This is a genomic window from Virgibacillus sp. 6R, assembly GCF_001895305.1.
GTDB lineage: Bacteria > Bacillota > Bacilli > Bacillales > Amphibacillaceae > Virgibacillus > Virgibacillus pantothenticus.
In genome coordinates this window covers 953369-975830 of the sequence record NZ_CP017762.1, presented here as the reverse complement: position 1 = coordinate 975830, position 22462 = coordinate 953369, and the positions used below count along the sequence as shown (strand labels likewise).

The 22462-nt window shown below is 38.0% G+C and carries 18 protein-coding genes, 1 pseudogene and 1 riboswitch; of the genes and pseudogenes, 16 read left to right on the top strand and 3 right to left on the bottom strand.

What is annotated here, in order from left to right:
- Positions 1–102: 102 nt before the first annotated feature.
- A complete protein-coding gene (locus tag BKP57_RS04500; protein ID WP_050350152.1) occupies positions 103–309 on the bottom strand; it encodes a YkvS family protein in 207 nt (68 codons plus the stop codon).
- A 40-nt stretch (positions 310–349) separates the two neighbouring features.
- Positions 350–802, bottom strand: coding sequence for a MerR family transcriptional regulator (locus tag BKP57_RS04495; protein WP_050350153.1), 453 nt, complete (start codon positions 800–802; stop codon positions 350–352).
- Positions 803–1869: 1067 nt separating this feature from the next.
- Between BKP57_RS04495 and BKP57_RS04490 the strand changes: the two genes are divergently transcribed.
- The 6 genes from BKP57_RS04490 (at position 1870) to BKP57_RS04465 (ending at position 9489) form a co-directional block, all read left to right on the top strand.
- Positions 1870–2772: a hydroxymethylglutaryl-CoA lyase gene (locus BKP57_RS04490; RefSeq protein WP_050350154.1), complete on the top strand. Its 903-nt coding sequence runs from the start codon at positions 1870–1872 to the stop codon at positions 2770–2772.
- Positions 2773–3439: 667 nt separating this feature from the next.
- Positions 3440–3829, top strand: a complete 390-nt coding sequence (locus tag BKP57_RS04485; RefSeq protein WP_072741053.1) for a RidA family protein — start codon at positions 3440–3442, stop codon at positions 3827–3829.
- Between the two features lie 374 nt (positions 3830–4203).
- On the top strand, positions 4204–5859 hold the full coding sequence (locus BKP57_RS04480; RefSeq protein ID WP_050350156.1) for a PTS transporter subunit IIBC: 1656 nt from the start codon (positions 4204–4206) through the stop codon (positions 5857–5859).
- Positions 5856–6644: an endonuclease/exonuclease/phosphatase family protein gene (locus tag BKP57_RS04475; RefSeq protein WP_050350157.1), complete on the top strand. Its 789-nt coding sequence runs from the start codon at positions 5856–5858 to the stop codon at positions 6642–6644. Before BKP57_RS04480 ends, BKP57_RS04475 begins: the two co-directional genes overlap by 4 nt.
- 308 nt (positions 6645–6952) lie before the next feature.
- A complete protein-coding gene (locus tag BKP57_RS04470) occupies positions 6953–8620 on the top strand; it encodes a glycoside hydrolase family 13 protein (protein WP_050350158.1) in 1668 nt (555 codons plus the stop codon).
- A gap of 272 nt (positions 8621–8892) precedes the next feature.
- Positions 8893–9489: a helix-turn-helix domain-containing protein gene (locus BKP57_RS04465; protein WP_050350441.1), complete on the top strand. Its 597-nt coding sequence runs from the start codon at positions 8893–8895 to the stop codon at positions 9487–9489.
- Positions 9490–9645: 156 nt separating this feature from the next.
- On the opposite strand, the gene BKP57_RS04460 is transcribed toward BKP57_RS04465, so the two are convergent.
- Positions 9646–10194 carry a helix-turn-helix domain-containing protein gene (locus tag BKP57_RS04460; RefSeq protein ID WP_050350159.1) on the bottom strand — a complete coding sequence of 183 codons (549 nt, stop codon included), beginning with the start codon at positions 10192–10194 and terminating at the stop codon, positions 9646–9648.
- 634 nt (positions 10195–10828) lie between these two features.
- Here BKP57_RS04460 and pruA point away from each other — a divergent pair.
- The 10 genes and pseudogenes from pruA (at position 10829) to BKP57_RS04405 (ending at position 21761) form a co-directional block, all read left to right on the top strand.
- A complete protein-coding gene (gene pruA, locus BKP57_RS04455) occupies positions 10829–12376 on the top strand; it encodes an L-glutamate gamma-semialdehyde dehydrogenase (protein ID WP_050350160.1) in 1548 nt (515 codons plus the stop codon).
- A gap of 762 nt (positions 12377–13138) precedes the next feature.
- The gene (locus BKP57_RS04450) at positions 13139–14056 is read left to right on the top strand and encodes a proline dehydrogenase family protein (RefSeq protein ID WP_050350161.1); all 918 of its coding nucleotides are present in this window, start codon (positions 13139–13141) and stop codon (positions 14054–14056) included.
- A gap of 578 nt (positions 14057–14634) precedes the next feature.
- Positions 14635–15615 carry an ornithine cyclodeaminase family protein gene (locus BKP57_RS04445; protein ID WP_072741052.1) on the top strand — a complete coding sequence of 327 codons (981 nt, stop codon included), beginning with the start codon at positions 14635–14637 and terminating at the stop codon, positions 15613–15615.
- Between the two features lie 196 nt (positions 15616–15811).
- Positions 15812–16180 carry a VOC family protein gene (locus BKP57_RS04440; RefSeq protein WP_072741051.1) on the top strand — a complete coding sequence of 123 codons (369 nt, stop codon included), beginning with the start codon at positions 15812–15814 and terminating at the stop codon, positions 16178–16180.
- 247 nt (positions 16181–16427) lie between these two features.
- A riboswitch (purine riboswitch) is annotated at positions 16428–16529 on the top strand.
- A gap of 218 nt (positions 16530–16747) precedes the next feature.
- The gene (locus BKP57_RS04435; protein WP_050350164.1) at positions 16748–17329 is read left to right on the top strand and encodes a xanthine phosphoribosyltransferase; all 582 of its coding nucleotides are present in this window, start codon (positions 16748–16750) and stop codon (positions 17327–17329) included.
- A gap of 1 nt (position 17330) precedes the next feature.
- Complete coding sequence (locus BKP57_RS04430) at positions 17331–18623, top strand: nucleobase:cation symporter-2 family protein (protein ID WP_050350165.1); 1293 nt, start codon at positions 17331–17333, stop codon at positions 18621–18623.
- Between the two features lie 425 nt (positions 18624–19048).
- A pseudogene (locus BKP57_RS21600) lies at positions 19049–19619 on the top strand (MFS transporter); the annotation flags it as partial.
- Between the two features lie 177 nt (positions 19620–19796).
- Positions 19797–20396 carry an MFS transporter gene (locus tag BKP57_RS04415; RefSeq protein ID WP_083547186.1) on the top strand — a complete coding sequence of 200 codons (600 nt, stop codon included), beginning with the start codon at positions 19797–19799 and terminating at the stop codon, positions 20394–20396.
- A gap of 147 nt (positions 20397–20543) precedes the next feature.
- Positions 20544–20948: a hypothetical protein gene (locus BKP57_RS04410; protein WP_050350166.1), complete on the top strand. Its 405-nt coding sequence runs from the start codon at positions 20544–20546 to the stop codon at positions 20946–20948.
- 306 nt (positions 20949–21254) lie between these two features.
- Positions 21255–21761 (top strand): DNA-deoxyinosine glycosylase, encoded by a 507-nt coding sequence (locus BKP57_RS04405; RefSeq protein WP_050350167.1) that lies wholly within the window; start codon positions 21255–21257, stop codon positions 21759–21761.
- Positions 21762–22462 lie beyond the last annotated feature (701 nt).

The following is a 22462-nucleotide window of genomic DNA, read 5'->3' as shown; positions in this document are numbered from 1 at the left end:
ACTATTCATCTTTCATTTATTGATTGCATTGATATGTGTCCAAATGGGAAACAGTGCAATCATTTTCAGCAAATCAATGACCGACAGTTCAAATTAGGCGGCCTAGCCGATAACGCGGTAATTTTTATGAGCTACGACGGTCGTAGAAAAGCTGTGGTTTAATTGAGTTAAATTATGTGCTTCTGAAATATCAACAATAATACTTCGCTTACAACTTGAAGGCAGCACCTTTCCTTGTAATACAACGTCTTCCTTTTTAAATTCGATTATATCTCCTGGCTTGGCAGTTTTTGTATCGGGTTTAAACATAATATACCTCCTCTTTGTCAAAAAAACCTCTGCATGAAATTTAATGAATTTGCTTGCTATGAAGCAGCTCCAATTGTTTTTTTAATTTGTTTAATTCTCTTGTTTGTTCTCTATATTTGTGTTCCAATGCATGGAATGATTCAGATAATTGATTGATATTGGATACGGTTAAGCCGATTGTTTGCATCATACAACGAATTGTTTCTTTATCATCTACTTGATGAACTGCGGGGTCGGCCTTATTTTCAAGATTTTGTTTGTCTAAGACCGCGTATTCTGTTACTAATAAATTTTCAATCTCGGTACAACTATACCGTTCTTTTTTACATTGTTTAATGTATTTTAAAACATCAATTGCTTCAGGAAGATAAAAATTTCCTTCTTCCTCTTGAACTTTGGGTACATACATTGCAAACTGTTTTACCCATGTTGTCAGAATGGATGGTGGAACACCTACAATATGTGATAATCCTTGAAGGCTTAGTAATTCCACTAATGTCACCACTTTCTTAGGTAAGGTTATATGAAGTTGATCAAAAAGCACACTAAAAATACGTCCCGAATTTCTATGTTGACTTTGTTTCACCGCCTGTTTTGAAAAGAGAAGCGTCTTCTTTAGCGTATGAATGAGTTTCGAGGAAGCAATAGACTAACTGCCCCTATCATCTTTTGCTAACCCCCTAGGTTCTGGGAGGGCATAGCAATCAACGCACCCTATTCAAGCTCGTTACCCAAAAATTTTACCGCCCAGGACGTGTTCGTGTCAGCACCTGAACAGGACAGGGAAACTACGCATTACAAGTGGAAAAAGTGTTTTCTCTTTATTCAAGAACGCCTGAGACCTTAGCCTACCTCGGTCCTTTTTACTCGCTTTTTGACTACTTATTATAAGATATACTTTACCTGCAAAATAAATTACATAATATATGATATTGCATGGACATGGTAGCATTATGTAAAAATTGTGGAATAAATAAGTAATTTGTCTGAGATTAAATGAGGCAGATTGCATACAGTGGTGTAAAGAGTGGTGGCAGAAGCGTTTAAACAAAGATGTATATAGGAAAAAGTTAATAACTGGTTGACGATACCTGAATTTTTGTAATATACTTTATTCAACAATGTTGAATAAAAGGAAACCTAATCGAATATTTATATAATTAAACACAGCGCAGCTATGCAATTTATTAATCCGCTATGTAACTGGTAGGAAGCTCCACCCTTCCATGCTACAAGTTGAAAACCAAGGGTAAATCTAGAAATCAGTTGCTCGTCAATTGTCCGATCCTGTTCTGAGGTCGCTAGGTCGTATCTTTGTGATATGAACAAGTAACGAGGGGGTTTTCTTATATTTGGAGTAACAAATCGAGGTTAATATCCTGCTTTATATTGAAAACGCATTCTTTTAGAGGTGCCCTTCTTCGGTGGGATACGAGGTATAACCTGCTGTGAGCATATTCCGAACGCCATATAGAGGTTCAACTTTAAAGTGTCAGCTAGTTGTACGAAAAAAGCGTTGGCATAAGGAAGGTCATCTACTGTTAAGAGAGGGGGAGGAAAATGAATTATCCTGATTTTATTCATCTTAAGGAAGTAGGTCCAAGAGATGGTTTGCAAAATGAGAAGGTGTTTATTGACACAGAAGATAAAGTAAAATGGATTAATATGTTATCCGACTCAGGAATTGGAGAGATTGAATATTCTTCATTTGTACATCCGAAATGGATTCCTCAATTAAAAGATGCTCGAGAAGTAGGCAGAAAAATAAAGCGGAATAAGAACGTGTTTTATTCTGCACTTGTTCCAAATCTAAAGGGTTTAGAGCATGCTTTAGAAGCGGGAATTGATGGAGCATCTGTATTCATGTCTGTCAGTGAAACACATAACAAAAAAAATATTAATAAAACTGTTGCAGAAACGTATCCCGTATTACGCGAAGTGATCAGAGAAGCAAAGACGGCAGGTAAGAATGTGACTGGTTATGTGTCAACCGTTTTTGATTGTCCCTATGAAGGGAAGGTGGAGCCGGAGCAAGTACTTCGTGTATGTGATCAGCTGATTGCTGATGGAGTAGATGCAATTTCATTGGGAGATACGATTGGAACAGCAGTACCTTCACAGGTCGAAAGACTTTTGGAACGGATGCTGTCGCATTTTAATCCGGAACAATTAATTCTTCATTTCCATGATACGCGAGGAATGGCAATAGCAAATATTTTGACGTCCCTGCAGTATGGCATTACGCACTTTGATAGTTCAGTTGGCGGCTTGGGAGGTTGTCCATATGCAAAAGGAGCGGCAGGGAACGTAGCAACAAATGATGTCCTCTATCTGTTGCATGGTTTGGGAATTAAAACCGGTATTAAAGAAGAGAAAATGCAACAAGCTGCTTTATATATACAAGATAAACTTGGCAAACAGCTACCGAGTAAAACGGTAGCCTCTCAGGCAAGTAATTATTAGAAAGACTTTTGTTTTTTGCTTCTATAAAGCTCTCTTTGAAATAATATTTCAATATTACGTTTAAAAAGAAAAAGTGTTATGTCAAGTAGAAAATAAATTAAATATGAAGTTATCAAGGTACAACTTGTTTAAAAAAGGCATTAAGAAACTAGACCAGTAATTAAATGTAAAATATTGAAATTGATGAAAGGATATGAAAGCTATTTAAGCTTCAGTTATCTACGCTACTACCATCCAAGTTCGAATCATCAAGGTGCACAGCCTACGTGTATGAAGGTCGAAACGCACATTGGGAAACAGTCTTTATAATGTGGTCAAACCCACAAGGAGGAAAAAAATTGTCCTAAATGATCCTAAGACCATAATTTAGGAACATCTTAGAAGCGTCCAAGAAATGGACATATCCAGTAATAGCATGCGCAGGTAATAAGTAGCTTGGAACGCAAGGCGTCGACTCCTGTGGGAAAAGCATGAGCCCCCGGACCCCGCAACGAGCGCTTTTTGCGAGTGAGGAGGCTCAAGAAGACCTGAGGAAAGCGTCACTGTAGTGTAAAGGGACGAGTTCAACGCACGTATAAAATTCTCAAGCAGTAAAACAAATTAAAATGTAACAAACAATGGGCGAAATAATAACGTCTAAATATAATATACGAGGAAGGATAATAGTATGAAAACCGCTAGAAATCCAAAAAGTGTTCATTCTCCCGTGGCGCCTTATGTGCATCAAATCGAAGTTTCAAACCCGATGAGGTGGTTAACCATTTCTGGACAATTAGGTATGGATGTAGATGGAAATGTCCCGGAGAATCCTTTAGAACAATTGAAATTGACATTTCAAAATATAAAAAATAATTTATTGAAAGCTAATATGGAAATAAAAGATATTACGAAATTGGTATTTTACTTAGTCGGAGAAATAGATGCCACAGAACGAAAAAAAGTGATAAGTGATTTTTTAGAGGACCATCTGCCTTGCACTACGATGGTGTATGTAGTTGCTTTAGCAGCACCTCAATTTAAAGTTGAAATTGATGCCTGGGCATGTAAAGAAGCGTAAAATTTGCTAGTTTATAACTGGATGGCACGAATGAAAAATACATTTCCTTCGTTTCTTCGTTGTAGTTTTCATTACTACAATTTACGAAAACGGCGGATTTTTTATTCTCTCTCCAAGCAGTCTACTAATTTCTATTTAAAAATAATTAAATTAGGTATTGACCTAATTTATTTTCTCCTATATGATGGTACTGCGTCCGGTGCAATCGTTTGCGCAAATAATGCAGATAGTTTTATAAACAGTAAAGTTTGAGCTTATTATTAAGCTGTTTATTAAGAATTTACAAATAATTTAAGTGTATGTAAGTCAATGTGACTCTGGAAAACGATTGCACAAAATGGCTGTTTTTATTACCATGGAGAGGGGAAGGCAACATGGAGAAGATGTTCTCATTTGATTTCTGGCAGAAATTAGGAAAGGCGCTGCTCGTTGTAGTTGCAGTTATGCCAGCTGCTGGAATTATGATTTCACTAGGAAAAGTTCTTGCGATGACTGGAGATATTTCGTTTATTCTAACTGCTGGTAAAGTGATGGAAGACATAGGTTGGGCGATTATAAATAATTTACATATATTATTTGCAGTTGCTATTGGAGGAGCATGGGCGAAAGAAAAAGCAGGAGGGGCTTTTGCAGCATTACTCGCATTTATTTTAATGAACCGAATTACTGGTGTCGTTTTTGGTGTAACAAATGATATGTTTACGGAAACGGAAGCTACGGTCAAGTCTCTGTTTGGCAGTGAGCTCGTTGTAGATAATTACTTTACAACCATTCTAGGGGCTCCAGCGCTAAATATGGGAGTATTCATCGGGATTATTTCGGGATTTGTCGGGGCGATCATTTATAACAAATATTACAATTATAGTAAATTACCACAAGCTTTATCTTTTTTTAATGGCAAGCGATTTGTTCCTTTTGTAGTAATCCTGTGGTCTGTTATCATCGCTTTTGTTATGTCAATTGTTTGGCCATTTATCCAAGGATTAATTAATGATTTTGGGATTTGGCTTGCAAGCTCGAAAGATTCAGCGCCGTTCTTAGCGCCATTTACGATGGGGATGCTCGAACGTCTCTTACTACCATTCGGTTTACATCATATGTTAACTGTTCCAATCAATTATACCGAACTAGGTGGGACGTATACGGTTTTGACAGGGGCTACAGCAGGTGAGACCGTAGCTGGTCAAGATCCATTATGGTTAGCTTGGGTATCTGATTTGGTTAATTTAAAAGCTGCTGGAGATATGGAAGCATATAATAGTTTGTTACAAGACGTGACCCCAGCTAGATTTAAGATGGGGCAAATGATTTTATCGACAGCTGTGTTAATGGGTGCAGCATTAGCGATGTATCGTAATGTGGATAAAGACAAGCTTGCAAAATATAAATCCATGTTCTTTTCTGCGGGTATTGCTGTATTTATTACCGGTGTAACAGAACCGCTTGAATTTATGTTTATGTTTGCAGCTCCACTACTCTATTTTGTCTATGCTGTTGTAGCAGGATTAAGTTTTGCTGTTGCTGATCTGATCCATTTGCGTTTGCATTCTTTTGGTTTAGTCGAATTTTTTACACGGTTACCAATGGCTATAAATGCAGGACTTCTTGGGGATGTCATCAATTTTGTACTCACATGTCTTGTGTTTTTCGTATTTAGTTATTTCTTATTTTATTTTTTCATCAAGAAATTAAACTTATCGACGCCTGGACGAGCTGGAAATTATTCGGATGATGATACTGCAACAACGAGCGCAAATGGTAAAAAAGGAGCGGCTCAACAAGGGGATGAAGAAGTAATTACGATTGTTCATATGTTAGGTGGTAAAGAAAATATTGAAGAGGTAGATGCATGCATGACTCGCTTACGTGTGTCATTGAAAGATGTAAAACAAGTTGCTCCAGAAGCTGATTGGAAGAAAACAGGCGCACTGGGACTTGTCGTAAAAGGAACGGGCATTCAAGCTATATATGGACCTAAAGCGGATGTCTTGAAATCGAAAGTGCAGGATTATTTGGAGGATGAATCGTGAAGATATTAACGTTAAATTGCCATTCTTGGCAGGAAGAAGCGCAATTAGAAAAACTGGCTATTTTAGCACAAACGATTCATAAACAATTCTACGATGTAATTGCATTGCAGGAAGTAAGTCAGTCCATTGCAGCTAGGCGTATAAGCGGAGAGTTAAAAGAAGATAACTTTATTCTTTTGTTACAGCAGGAATTACAAGCGTTAGGATCCACTTATGAATTTGTCTGGGACTATGCACATATCGCCTATGACCAGTATGAAGAAGGAATTGCTTTATTAACGAAGCACAAGGTGATCAGCAAGCAGTCATTTTTTGTAAGCGAGAGTGAAGATCTGTCCTATTGGAAAACTCGGAAAGCAGTTGGCATGACCATTGATATAGACGGAAAAGTGCTTGATTTTTATTCCTGTCATATGGGGTGGTGGAATGATGAGTCCGAGCCTTTTCGGAGGCAAATGGATCAATTGGTACACTGTGTCTCTAATGGCCGCCCCCATTTCTTAGCTGGTGATTTTAATAATGAAGCTGCAGCAGAAAATGAAGGATATGACTATATTCAACAGCTAGGTTATTACGATACGTATCAATTGGCAAAAGAAAAGGATGCTGGTATCACTGTACAGGGGGATATTGCAGGCTGGACAAATAGCAATCCGGAAAAGCGCATTGATTATATTTTTTCTTCTGAGAAGGTAAACGTTATTCGTTCCCAAGTCGTTTTTAATGGATCAAATTTGCCAATTATTTCTGATCATTTTGGGATTGAGGCAACTATTGTGTTGTAAGGGAGGAAAGATAAACTGTAAAGTATTGAAGTGACAATAAACGGATCTAATTTATCCCGCATATAAGGTGCTATAAGACACCCACTTCAAGAGCTGAATAAACCTGTACTGCCACAAGTCTAAATGGAAAATAACAGCACCTAAATGCCCTATTTCGTAAGCGGCCTTTAGGTTTTATACCATTACGGTACTAGCAATCAGTGAGGGATGAGTGAAAACCTCCATTGGTTTAAGATTCAACTTTATAGATTTTTAATATTTTAATAACTAACAATATAAAAAGCAAATCGAAGAAGGAGTAGACAGCGATGAAAAAAATTTGGTGGAAAGAGGCAACCGCTTATCAAGTTTATCCACGTAGCTTTATGGATTCCAATGGCGATGGAATTGGCGATATTCAAGGTGTCATTAATAAGCTGGACTATATAAAGGATTTGGGCATTGATGTTATTTGGCTGAGCCCCGTTTACCAATCGCCAAATGATGATAATGGCTACGATATTAGTGATTATCAAGCAATAATGGCTGAATTTGGTACGATGGAAGACTTTGATCAATTATTGGCAGAAGTTCATCAACGTGGGATGAAGCTAATTATGGATTTGGTTATTAACCATACATCTGACGAACACCCTTGGTTTATTGAATCCAGATCATCAAGGGATAACCCATATCGGGATTATTATATTTGGCATAAAGGCAAAAATGGTCAGGAACCAAATAATTGGGCTTCTATATTTGGCGGGTCTGCATGGGAATATGACGCAAAAACAGAAGCCTATTATTTACATGTTTTCTCAAGAAAACAGCCTGATTTAAATTGGGAAAACCCAGAAGTACGCCAAAGCTTATATGATATGGTTAACTGGTGGCTCGATAAAGGAATTGATGGCTTCCGTGTTGATGCTATTTCTCATATTAAAAAGAAATCAGGTTTTCCGGATGTACCAAATCCAGAGAACAAAAAATATGCACCTTCATTCGCAGGTCACATGAACCAAGAAGGGATTCATACCTTTTTAGAAGAATTAAAACAAGAAACATTTGCGAACTATGATATTATGACTGTCGGCGAAGCAAATGGTGTTACAATCGAAGACGCGCATTTATGGGTTGGTGAAGAACAAGGGAAATTCAATATGGTGTTCCAATTTGAACATCTCGATCTTTGGGGCAAAAGCATTTCCGGTGGTTTAGACATTCACGCTTTGAAACAGATATTAACAAAATGGCAAAAAGGTTTAGAACAGAAGGGTTGGAATGCTTTATTCTTAGAAAACCATGACCAGCCTCGCTCTGTATCTACTTGGGGAGATGACAAAGCGTATTGGCAGGAATCTGCAAAATGTCTAGCTACACTTTACTTCTTGATGCAAGGGACACCATTTATTTACCAGGGTCAAGAAATCGGTATGACCAATGTGCAATTTGATTCTATTGAAGATTATAATGATGTTTCCATCAAAAATCTATACGCTGAAGAGCTGGAAAATGGCAAAAGTCACGAAGAGATTATGAAAATTATTTGGAAAAACGGTCGCGATAATTCAAGAACACCAATGCAGTGGAGTAACCATGAAAATGCTGGCTTTACTACAGGAACACCATGGCTTAAGGTGAATCCAAACTATAAGCAAATTAATGTCGAAGATCAACTAGCTGACCCAAATTCGATCTATCATTATTATCGTAAATTGGTTCAGTTAAGAAAGGAAAATGACATATTTGTTTATGGACGTTATGACCTTATTTTAGAAGACCACAATCAAATATATGCTTATACAAGAACGCAAGCTAATCAACAAGTATTAATCATTACAAATCTATTTGCTGAAGAAACGGAGTTTGTTTTACCTGAGACTGTTAAATCAAGAAATGGCAAACTGCTGCTTGGCAATTATGCTAGGGAAACAGCTGATTCAATCAATCATATTCAGTTAAAACCATATGAAGCTAGAGTGTATGAATTAGTATAATGTAGCAAACAAAGAGGTTAGGATGTCACAGAAACGGACAACCTAACTTCTTTGTTTATCTAGAACTTTTATCAGATAGGGCATGATAAAGCAGGCAAAAATTTAAAGTAAGATTTGACGTCCATTTTCTTCTATTCTATGATTAAATATATTTAAAAGTATAGCAAACGATAACGAAAACTTTCGATAACTGCTCTATTGAAAGCTTGCATCTGTACTAAAATTTAATAAATATAGCAATGATTGCTTTTGCAAACTCGTACAACCTCAAAATGATAGGGACTAAAAAGTGGAAGGAGAGAATTATCATAAATCTGAATAATATTGGTGCAAAAATAAAACAAATGCGTTTACGGGCAAAGAAAACACAGCAACAGGTTGCAGATGAATGTGGCATATCAAAAAGTTTGCTATCTAAAATAGAAAATGGGCAAACAGCATCAGCGATTGCTACATTATCTAAAATAAGTGAAGCATTAAAGGTTCCGTTATCGTGGCTACTAGATGATCACGAAGATCGTGATCTCGTACTACTTCCTCGCAACAAACGACAATTTAAGGTGGGAGACGATAACATGGGATATTCCTATGAATTGCTGGCTAATCGCTCCCAGTTTACAGGAGTTGAGCCGACCATTGTTCATGTTACACCAAGAGATATGAATGTGAGAGAAGAGTCTTATACCCATTCCCAAGATGAATTTATCTATGTTTTGGAAGGCGCTATCCATTTGCGTTATGAAGGTAAAAAACACTATATGGAACAAGGCGATAGTGCCTATTTTAAAGGGGATAAACCCCATTTGTTTATTCCAGTCAATAATGAGCCAGCACGAGTGCTGACCATTTTCATTGATAATAATCTGTAACAAATCAGTGAAGCAAAAGCTCAGCTGCATCATTTCTTACCCCGACGTTCTAGTGGGTAGCATTGTGGATTATTTTGGAGCCATGAAAAAGGGGAAGAAAATGCATGTAACGTTAGCTTTTGTAAGTATTCAAGCTTTTGTTTCACTGAAATATATTTAGTCGGTTGAAGATATACATAAAAATTTGATTGGCTTATCCGTTTTATTATACCAATAATGTGGTTTGGAAGAATCGAGAAATACGCAGTCATATGGTTGTAAAACATCTACGTAATCATCTACCTCAATCGTCAGGGTACCTTCTAATACGTACAAAAATTCCTGACCTTTATGTGAAAAATTATTTCCGCGATTTGCCCCTGGATCAAGAATAATTAAATTTGGAATAAACGCCGGATCTTTCATCCCACCAGATAAATCTTTATAAATAAAGCGATTCTCTGTTAAATTTGTCGTATCTACAATATTTCTAGTAATAGCAGAACGAGTTTTTTCGTTTGTTTCACTAAAAAAATAACTAGGATTTACTCCTAACGATTCGGAGATTTTTTTAAGTGACTCTAAAGTAGCAGATGTTTTTCCATGCTCTAATTGTGATAAAAAGCTAATCGATAATCCAGTTTGCTGAGAGATAATTTTTAACGTTATTTTTTTTCGTTTGCGTAGTTCATTTATTTTTTTTCCGATATGTGTGGTTTGTGTCATGGATTAGCCTCCTTTAATCTATTTAGATTTCTTTAGCACTGTGATTTTATAGACTTTGTAATAAAGTGAATCTACAATCAGTGGAGGTTTTCATTCATCCCCCACTGATTGTTAGTACCTTAATGGTATAAAACCTAAAGTCCGCTTACGAAATAGGGTATTTAGGTGTTGCTATTTCCCACTTAGACTTGTGGCAGTACAGGTTTATTCAACTCTTGAAGTGGGTGTCTTATAGCACCTTATATGCGGGATAAATAAAATTTCACTTTTGGCTAACGTTTTGAGTAGAAAACCGATCCTGATTATCATTCAGAATGAGTTGACGAAAAAGCTGAAACTATCATATAATTTAGTTAACCATAATTTAAGTAATACTTAAATAGTTTTAGGGTAAAATTTTTGAAAATTACTATCGTTTCCACTATATTGTACGGGAGAAAGTATCGAACTTTTGAACCTACCGTTCATCGAACATAGTGAATCATTTTGTCCAAAGGCGGATAAGAGGTGGAAGCGATCTTCATCGTTTTCAAATTTTAGTATCCAAGGTTATGGTTTTTAGCAGGAATTTTTTAAAATAATTGAAAACGCTTCCTGTGTTTAGGGAGAATGATTTTTGAGGAGGTTTTTTTGGATGGTAGTACCTTATAAGCATGAGCCGTTTACAGATTTTACAGTCGAAGAAAACAGACAGCAGATGCTAGCAGCCTTAGAAAAAGTAGAGAAAGACCTTGGCAAGGAGTACCCATTAATTATTGGTGGCGAACGCATTACGACAGAGGAAAAAATTATTTCTGTAAATCCTGCGAAAAAAGATGAAGTAGTTGGCTATGTTTCCAAAGCCAATCAAGAATTGGCTGAAAAAGCAATGCAAGTAGCAGATGAAACATTTACAACATGGCGTAAATCCGATCCGAAGTTCCGAGCTGATTTGCTATTTCGTGCAGCAGCTATTATTCGTCGCAGAAAACATGAATTTACTGCGCATTTAATAAAAGAAGGCGGTAAACCGTGGAAAGAAGCTGATGCAGATACTGCTGAAGCGATTGACTTTTTGGAATATTACGGCAGACAAATGCTTGAACTAAAAGATGGTGTAAAAGTCAATAGCCGTCCAATTGAACATAACCAATTTCATTATATACCATTAGGCGTAGGTGTTGTTATCTCACCGTGGAATTTCCTATTTGCTATCATGGCGGGAACTACTGTTGCTGCTATGGTTACTGGAAATACGGTATTATTAAAACCAGCTAGTGCGACACCAGTTATTGCATATAAATTTATGGAAGTATTAGAAGAAGCTGGTCTTCCAGCGGGTGTGATTAACTATATTCCCGGGTCTGGGAAAGAGGTCGGGGATTACTTAGTCGATCATCCCCGTACTCGTTTTGTAAGCTTTACAGGCTCACGTGAAGTAGGGACACGTATTTTTGAACGTGCAGCCGTTGTACACGAAGGGCAGAAGTGGCTAAAGCGAACGATTATCGAAATGGGTGGAAAAGATACCATTGTTGTGGACAGCGAGGCCGATTTAGAGCTAGCAGCTCAATCTATTGTTCAGTCTGCCTTTGGCTTCTCAGGTCAAAAATGTTCTGCTTGTTCTCGTGCTGTTATCCATGAGAATGTATATGACGAAGTGAAAGCACGTGTTGCAGAGTTAGCGGCGAAAACAACCGTAGGCGATCCGCATGATAATTCCTATTACATGGGACCAGTTATTGATCAAGCAGCATATGATAAGATAATGAGCTATATCGATATTGGCAAGCAAGAAGGAGAACTGCTAGCTGGCGGAGAAGGCGATGATAGCAAAGGCTGGTTCATCAAGCCAACCGTATTTGCAGATGTAGATCCAAAAGCTCGAATTATGCAGGAAGAAATATTCGGGCCAGTTGTTGGGCTAACAAAGGCGAAGAACTTTACAGAAGCGATAGAGATTGCGAATAATACCGAGTATGGATTGACAGGAGCGGTGATTACAAACAATCGCGCCCATTTAGAGCAGGCTAGAGAAGACTTCCATGTTGGAAACCTATACTTTAACCGTGGTTGTACGGCAGCGATTGTAGGCTATCAACCATTTGGCGGATTTAATATGTCTGGAACGGACTCAAAAGCAGGAGGACCAGATTACTTGATTCACCACATGCAAGGGAAAACAACTTCGGAAATGTTTTAAACTGGGTAAAGCAGCGGGGGGAAAGTAAATAAGGGACTTTCCAAAATAGAATAATAATATCTCCCTCTGATTGCACCAATAGTCGCAACCAGAGGGAGATAGCTTTTACCCCATTATATAACTGGAAGGAAGGCCTGGTCTTTCATTCTAGAGGGCGAGAGTTGATTATCCAAGTGCAAGTCAAATCCCATTTCTATGCAAAGGTCTTTAAGGTCACGCCTATTACAGTGTGAACAAACCGTGGAGTCTAAGTCCTTTAGATGGAAAATTTATTCTTATATTAAAAAGCTGGCACTATCCTGCTATAACGCTAAAATTTTATCTAAACGTATGAGTTCAAAAAGGCAAATAGGTCAGAGGTCTGTTAATGTCCTCAGATATCCTTTAAAAAGAGAAATAACTTTATCTGCGTGATCCGACGACTCCGAAGTTTCCCTGTCCTGTTTAGAAACCGAAACTAGAAACGTCCTGGCGCCCTAAGTTCAAGACGCAAAGTTTTTCAAGTAGCGCGCTTGTACAGGATATACTGACCTCTATGTTGCCTACAAGATGTGAAGGTTTTAGGAGAAGATCAGATATGTATGCAAATACATGGCTACAAGTATAAGCTTCTTCGAAAACCATTCTCACGTAGGAAAAGGGTGACCCTCTCTTTCCAGGAACGGAGAAGCAGGCTAACTGGCAACAGCGATGTGTCATTTTTAGCTTACTTTTTGAACAACCTCTATAAAAAGTTTGGGGATAGTTGGGAGGTAAGATTATATGGAGCAAATAATGCGGAATTTCTTTTTATTTCTATCAAATAATAAAACGCTTACAAAAGCGGCGAAAAAATACGGCTTTCGTTTTGGTGCTTCCCGGTTTGTAGCTGGTGTGGATATTCACGAAGCAGCGAATAAAATTAAAGCTTTAAATGATAAAGGGTTTGTTGTAACTGTTGATCACTTAGGCGAGTTTATTGATAGTGAATTTGAAGCGAAACAGTCTGCGGAAGAATGCATCACGGCTATCAAAGTAATTGCTAAAGAACAATTACAAGCGGAACTATCTTTAAAACTGACGTCACTTGGGCTAGATATATCGCATGAACTTGTCATGGAGAACATGCGCAAAATATTACAAGCAGGAAGAGAGCAAGGGGTTACAGTAACGATTGATATGGAAGACTATGCGCGGTTAGAGCAAACATTAAAGATTTTTACAACCTTAAAGCAGGAATTTGATAATCTAGGAACGGTATTGCAAGCTTACTTGTATCGTGTAGAAGAAGATTTACAAGCGTTAAACGAATATAATCCGTATTTACGGTTAGTGAAGGGTGCGTATAAAGAATCGGAAACCGTTGCTTTTCCAGACAAAGCCGATGTAGATCAAAACTATAAAAAAATAATTAAGCAAAATTTGTTAAATGGAAATTATACTGCAATAGCCACACATGATGATAATATTATTGCATACACGAAAGAACTCGAACAAACTTATGATATACCAAGTGAACAGTTTGAGTTTCAAATGCTGTATGGAATTCGTCTCGAGCTGCAGGAGCGATTGTTGCAGGAAGGCTATAAAGTTCGAATATATTTACCTTATGGAGATGACTGGTTTGGCTATAATATGCGTCGTTTAGCAGAACGCCCAGCTAATGTAGCATTTGTGTTGAAGGGGATCTTTAAAAAATAGCCCGGATAGGTTGAAAAGAGGTGCTCCAGAAGCTTGATAATAGCACAAAACACCGCTGCGATAAAAGTAAGAATGTTACAAAAAACAGCTTGTTCGCTTCCTTTTTTATGTGTATAGGAAACGATAAAATTAGGTGCTTGTGGATAAGGGAATAACTGAATAGCCACGTCCGGCTTCAGCGCCCAGCAACGATGCGACTTTAGAAATGCCCTACGATAAGTCCTCATCAGTTCGTCACTAAGAGGAAGGCCGACTAAAAACGGGCTTGCCGCTCAGGCGTCGGCATACCCCTGTTTTTAGTGGCATGATTCCTTTATCCCGTAAAAAGGCGTTGTAGACTCCCACTTCAAGAATGGAAGCGGTAAGCTAAACAAGTCGAAGTGGGAGGTAACAGCACCTAAATCCCCGATTCGTTCAAGGGCCTTTAGGTCATACCCTGGTGGTACTAACAATCAGCAGGGATGAAGAAAACCCCGCTGATTGAAGGTTCACTTTATTTTTCGGTGATTCGTTCCATTCGCTACGTTGCTAAACGGGCGCCCCGCGCTTTTGTTAATCGAGAATGAAAGGATTGTTTTATGTTAATTTTATCGGAAAAAGAAATTCAGACCCATTATTTTATGCAGGATGCTATTAGAGATTTAAAGCAGGGATTGCAAGCAAAAAATAATGGAATGATTGAGAATCCGTCTCGGATAGTTATTGAGATACCGAAATATAATGCTTCTGGCTTGTACATGCCGAGTGCGGATTTATCATTAGAGATTGCTTCTGTAAAAGTAGTAAGTATTTTTCCAGAGAATCCAAAACAGCAAAAACCGACTACACAAGGTGTATTACTGCTTACAGATGCTACAAACGGAGAACATATTTGTTTGATGACTGCGTCTTTCTTAACGAGGTTACGGACCGGAGCTTTAAGTGGAATTGCTACGGAAAAGATGGCGCGCCTTGATGCTAAAACTCTAGGGGTTATCGGTACTGGTTCCATGGCCTTTGAACAAGTATTAGGTGTGTTAGCTGTTCGAGATATAAAAGATATTATTTTATTTAATCGTACATTCGAAAGAGCAGTGTACTTTAAAGAAAAATTGCAAGCCTGGGGAGTAACGATCCCAATTCAGGTTGTGCAAGATGTTCAAGATGTCATGCAATCAGCTGATATTGTCGCCTGTAGTACAAGATCAAATACTCCTGTGTTTAATGGGAAGGACGTTCAGCCGGGCACACATATAAATGGGGTCGGGTCCTTTCTTCCTACGATGAGAGAGGTGGATGTAGAGACGATCACAAAAGCTGATCAAATCGTGGTGGATGACTTGGCGAGTGCGAAAGAAGAAGCGGGAGAATTAATCTATGCAGCGGAACAGAGTGATTGGAGCTTTTCAAATGTTGCTGCGCAATTAAATGAGTTGATCGAATACCCAAATTTGATTCGTCCGTCTGATGAGGCGATTACCTTTTTTAAGTCGGTCGGGACCGCCTATTTTGATTTAGCTGTAGCTAGAGGTATTTACGCAAAAGCTATCTCACTTGGCTTCGGCCAAAAGATGCATTGAGTTGCTTGTTAGCTGCTTGAATGATGGTCAAAAACCAGTTAAATGCCTACCATGAGTTTAGCAGATTTCTTTGGAGCGATTTTGAATGGCTACGATTTAAAAGGAAAAAGATAAGAATTCATAATAGGAATGGATAGTAAAAGATTATTAGAAAACGATGTCATTTTACCTTACACTAAAGGTAGGAGGGGATAAAATGGCATTTTATTATGAAAAACTGGACCATGTGCAGCTGGCTGCACCAAAAGATCAAGAACAAACGGCGAAAGATTTGTATGTTACCTTTTTAGGTTTTCAAGAAATCGCTAAACCCCAAGCTTTACAAAAAAATGGCGGTATATGGGTGCAATCGGGAGATGTTCATTTGCATATTGGGGTAGAAGAAGACTTTACACCTGCTAAAAAGGCTCATCCTGCTATTTACGTAAGGAATTTGGTCGAATTGAAAAAACATGTAAGAGATCACGGTGTTCCTATTGTGGAAGACGAACGATTGCCTGGTTTTCAACGTTTCTATATCTTTGATCCATTTGGGAACCGGTTAGAGTTTTTGGAGAAACGATAACCCATTTTTTCTCCCTGCTGGTTAGTTTATGAGCTGGATCAACCCCCATGTCGCCAAGTTTAAGCGCGTAGTCTAACTGCCCTCGAAAAAAGTTCTTTAGGAGATCTTACACCTTTGGACAAGTAACGATTATTAATGGGTGCATGAAAATCCCACTAAAAACGGTGTTTTTTATCAGAATAATAATAATGTTAGTTTAATTTGAGGGGGGGGTTGTTTCTTCATTGGTAAATGCTATACTAGTTACATTCCAATAAAATATGGTTTTCATATAATAGCAAGAATAGGGCTTGCGAGTTTCTACCGGTTTACCGTAAATAAACCGACTATGAAAATAACTGATCTGAATTGTATTTATTCCTAATACGGTTCTTTTGCCTTTTACTCGAAAATCAGTTTCCGTTCATAGTTTGGCTTGCGGAACAGGGGTTTTCGAGTTTTTTGTTGTACTTAAAAAGACGGTCTAAAGTTAGTGTGTGCAACGAAATAATTATTTTTCAGTAGCGTTGTCTTGTGAAACATGGAAACTGTTGTATCAATAATGACTCAGAAAGGAAGCATAACATCATGGAGCGTTTAAAACAGAAAATTTTAGCAGAAGGAAAGGTATTATCCGATTCGGTTTTGAAGGTAGATGCTTTTTTAAATCATCAAATTGATCCCGCATTAATGGCGGATATTGGTAAAGAATTTGCCGATCGGTTTGCTGATGTCGGAATAACGAAAATTTTGACCTTGGAATCTTCAGGAATCGCACCAGCAGTAATGGCAGGCTTAATACTAAAAACACCAGTTATATTTGCGAGAAAACGCAAATCATTAACGTTAACAGACCACCTTTATTCAGCAAAAGTCCATTCATTTACGAAACAAGAAACAAATGAAATTTCTATTTCGCAATCATTTATTCATCAAGACGATACGGTTTTAATTATTGACGACTTTTTAGCTAATGGACAAGCGGTATTCGGTTTAATTGATATCTTAAAGCAAGTTGGTGCAAATATTGCTGGAATTGGGATTGTTATTGAAAAAAGCTTCCAAGACGGAGGCAAAATGATTCGCAATGCTGGCTATCGTGTAGAGTCACTTGCAAGGATCGCGCATTTATCTGAGGGAAATGTCACCTTTATAGAGGAGGAAAACTAGCATGAAAAACGCGGCCTTAGGGTTACAACATCTTTTGGCGATGTATGCAGGAGCGATTTTGGTGCCGCTCATTGTCGGTGACGAACTTGGATTGACATCAGAACAGCTGACTTATCTCGTAGCTATTGATATTTTAATGTGTGGCGTAGCTACCATTTTACAAGTATTGCAGAACCGTTTTTTCGGAATTGGACTGCCAGTCGTTTTAGGCTGTACATTTACGGCAGTTGGTCCGATGATAGCAATTGGCAGTCGTTATGGTGTGACTGCTATTTATGGAGCCATTCTTGTATCGGGACTTTTTGTTATAGCTGTAAGTGGTATTTTTGGCAAATTGGTGAAGTTCTTTCCTCCTGTCGTTACAGGCTCGGTTGTAACGATTATCGGGATTACGCTTATTCCTGTAGCGATTAACAATATGGGAGGCGGTCAAGGAGCAAGTGATTTCGGTTCTTTAGCTAATATTAGTCTCTCATTTGGAACGTTATTATTTATTATTATTTTATATCGATTTGCAAAAGGGTTTATGAAATCTATTGCTATTTTAATAGGCTTAATCGTTGGAACAGCAGCTGCTGGGATGATAGGTTTGGTGGACTTCCAAGCCGTTCAAGAAGCCTCTTACTTACATTTACCGCAGCCATTTTATTTTGGAGCGCCAACATTTGAATGGTCTGCCATCCTAACCATGATTTTAGTGGCGATTGTATCATTGGTTGAATCAACAGGCGTATATTTTGCTTTAGGAGATATTACAGAACGAAACATAAAAAGCGACGATTTAGCAAATGGCTATCGAGCGGAAGGGTTAGCTATTTTATTAGGCGGTATTTTCAATGCATTTCCTTACACAGCTTTTTCACAAAATGTTGGCTTAATCCAAATGACCGGTGTTAAAAAGAAAAGCATTATTTTGATTACTGGGGGTATGCTTGTGACACTCGGCTTTATCCCTAAAATTGCTGCTTTAACTACGATTATTCCAACGCCTGTATTAGGTGGTGCGATGATTGCAATGTTTGGTATGGTTATCTCGCAAGGAATCAAGATGCTCGGCCCAGTGATTATGAAATCGTCTGAAAATGCCATGATTGTGGCATGCTCAGTAGGGATGGGCTTAGGTGTAACTGTGGTTCCTGAACTGTTTGCTAATTTTCCTGAAAGTATCCAAATTTTAACGAGTAACGGTATCGTAGCAGGAAGTGTAACCGCGATTGTTTTAAATATTTTATTTCATATGCTTCCATATCGAAAAGAAAATAAGCATATCGTTCTTCACGAACAAAAGGCATAAATCTAACGTATAATGCAAGGTTGTTAGAAGAGTTTGGCTAAACGGCTTGTCGTAAGCAATTGGTTATTAGAGTTTGCAAAAAAATGTAAATACTTCTTTAAGCAAGGGGATAAATGAAATGGTCTTATCCGCTTGCTTTTTAGCGTTTTGAAAATCAATAGCATTGATTAAGTATCCATTTCTTGGCTATCCTGATCTGTGCACACTCCTTATGGTTTAAGTTGTACAACATTTTCCTGTATCTGATCGCTTTCTTCTAGCCAACTTAGCGCTGTGCACTTATTTATATTCCAATTGACTTATGATAGAATAAAAGATACTTTTCTAGATGATTCGTATTCATTTGTTTTAGAAGTGAAAGGGGGAATAGAGTGGTACGTCAATCCGTAAATAATGTTGAAAATATAAATAAGCTACCAATTGTGATGGTGCTGATCACGGGTGCTTTTTTAGCCATATTAAATCAGACACTCCTTACAACTGCTATACCTCCTATTATGCAAGATTTGAATTTAACGGAGAGTACAGCACAATGGGTAACAACGATTTTTATGCTCGTAAATGGGATTATGATTCCCATTACTGCTTTTTTAATTGAGACATTCACGACGAGACAATTATTTATTACAGCAATGGGAACATTTTCAGTTGGGACATTGATTTGTGCCATATCGCCAAGCTTTTTTCTGCTAATGGCGGGAAGAGTCATTCAAGCTGCCGGCGCTGGAGTCATGATGCCGCTTATGATGACGATCCTTTTTGTTTATTTTTCCAATCGAAAAAAGAGGTACTGCTATGGGGATGGTTGGGCTCGTGATCGGATTTGCTCCAGCTTTAGGACCATCAATCTCGGGCTGGTTATTAGAGCACTTCGAGTGGAGGTCTATTTTTTATATCGTGCTACCATTAGCTATCATAAATGTCATTGTTGCTTATTTTGTTATGAAAAATATAACGAAACAAACCTATCCAAAAGTCGATAGCTTATCGATTTTATTTAAAGATAGGAAAGTATAAAATTTGTTGCTTTGGGATAAGGGAATAACTGAATAGCCACGTCCGGCTTCAGCGCCCAGCAACTAGGCGACTTTAGAAATGCGCCCTACGATAAGTCATCATCGGTTCGTTACCTCATCGTGATTCCTTTATCTCCGTCGATTCGTTCCATTCGCTATGTTGCTAAACGGGCGCCCTGCGCCTTTGTTCTCTACCCTTGGTTTTGGAGGGATTCTCTATGGATTTAGTAGTGCTGGAAATTTTGGATGGACTGATCGAAGGGTTCTCCTTTCATTAGTTGTCGGTGTTATTGCATTGACAATATTTATTACGCGACAGTTTACACTCAGACAACCTATTTTGGAATTTCGAGTGTTTAAGAATAAACTATTTACGATCACGATGGTTATTGGGATCATCGGTTTTATTGGCTTAATCTCTGCAGAAACGATTTTGCCCATTTACATGCAAAATATGGCAGGCTTCACTCCGCTTGAGTCAGGCTTGATGCTTTTACCAGGAGCTTTATTGATGGGTATCATGTCGCCGATTAACGGACGGATATTTGACAGGTTTGGAGCAAGGTACTTAGTGATTACAGGTTTGTTCTTATTAACTGTCACGTCATTGCTGTATACAAATTTATCTTCAGATACGTCGTTTATTTATTTAACTATCGTTTTTGCGATCCGAATGTTTGGTATTTCCATGGTTATGATGCCATCTACAACAGCAGGGTTGAATCAACTATCCTATCGTTTGATCCCTCTGCTCTAATCTACGTAATTTTCATATAATATTGTGTAGAGCTATGCTAGTGAAGCATATTAAATGATATTCGTGTATGATGTGAATAGAAGGTTAAAATAACAGTATTTAGGGAACTTGCTAAATATGAAACCTGTGTTAAAGAGGTGATGTACCATGAAGTTGCTTTCAGCCATGCCAGTCTTCATTTATTCTATCTTTATAGCTAGTACATTGTTGCTTTCGTTGATTCATAACTTTCGCGATCGGTGGATACCCTTTGTTTATATGTCGATTATCTTGACGATTGCCTCACCGCTTGCTGCTTTTCTTTTTATTATAAGAAAACCGAGTGATATGAATGGGCTCATGTATATTTTGACTCAATTGTGGGATGGGAATGTATTTGCTTTTATTATTGTAGTTATCCATCTGTATTTAATTTTTTCTTTAGGTTTATTTCTAAAAGATAGTTTAGGAGAAAGATTTACATCGTATGTTTATGTATTATCCGAGAAATTAAAGCTCATTATTGAAACCAAAAAAATATCCAATAAAGGTAAAAAAGAGAAACAAGAATGATACAAGCAAGATTAATGATGACAAAGTGAAGTTTAAATCCAATGGGAGCTGTGGAACACAATTATTAGAACTATTCTTAAAGATAATTTTATCCCGTATATAAGGCGCTGTAAGACTCCCACTTCCGTAGTTGGATAATCTGTACGCTACATGCAACAAGTCTAAGTAGGAGATAACAGCTCTTAAATGCCCTATTTCGTAAGTGGCCTTTAGGTCATACCATTACGGTGCTAACAAGCCGTGGGGGATGAATGAAAACACCCCACTGATGGAAGATTCACTTTCTAGTTAATGGGAGGTATTTAGATGGATAAGCTAACATCTTTTCAACCTGTATTACCAAAAACACCCCGAGTGCTTATCCTCGGTTCAATGCCCGGAAAGAAATCGCTGGAAAAACAAGAATACTACGGAAATCCCAGGAATCAGTTTTGGGATATTCTGTTTACCTTATTTCAAGAACCGGTGGTAACGAATTATATGCAAAAGCTTCATTTTTGTAAAAAACATGGCTTAGCACTTTGGGATACAGTGGGAAGCTGTTACCGGAAAGGAAGTTTAGATGCGAATATTAAAGATGAAATCCCTAATGATATCCCTGCACTAATCGAGGTGTATCCCTCGATTAAGCTAATAGCTTGTAACGGAGGGAAATCGTATCAACTGTTAAATAAATATTTTAGGTCTGAGCTTTTAGCGTCTGTAGATATTGTGAAGCTTCCTTCTACGAGCCCGATTCCAGGAAGGTACACGAAGACTTTTACAGAAAAAGTAGAGGAATGGAAAGTGATCTTGGACTATATCGACAAATAGTGTAGTTCGAATGGAGTAAAACTTCTATTAATGGGCGTTTTTTACCCTCTTACTATTGAAAAATAGAACAAAGGTTAAGTACCTAAGTTTTCTGGGAAAAGAAAAACGCTTTTGGCGTGCGATGCGTCGCTGACATAGCTTTTCTTGTCTGAACAAATGTGCAAGCGCCCGTTTAGCAACGTAGCGAATGGAACGAATCGACGGAGATAAAGGAATCATGCCACTAAAACAGGGGTATGCCGACGTCTGGGCGGCAAGCCCGTTTTTAGTCGGCCTTCCTCTTAGTGACGAGCCGTGGTGACTTATCGTGGGGCGCATTTCTAAAGTCGCATCGTTGCTGGGCTCATGCGCCGGACGTGGCTAGTCGGTTATTTCGTTATCCCCAAGCACTTCTTTTTATGTTTTCTTATCTTATTAAAAAGAAACTTTTTCTACGTGTCACGCCTCCGGAGAACGACATCATATAACTCAACGAACAGGAATTTAGGTGGCGTTGTGCCGCTTAGGCTTCCTTTTATCTAATTGTGGCGGTTTTATGTCACCTTAAATTCGAGGAAAAAACGTCGCTAATTTTGTCGATTATAAGAAGGAAAATAGGGTATACTATATGTAGTAGGTCTAACTAATTACTTTAAAAATGATACGAATAACTACAGCAAACCATTAATATGATAAGATTGGTTGTTTTCAGGCGCTAAAGT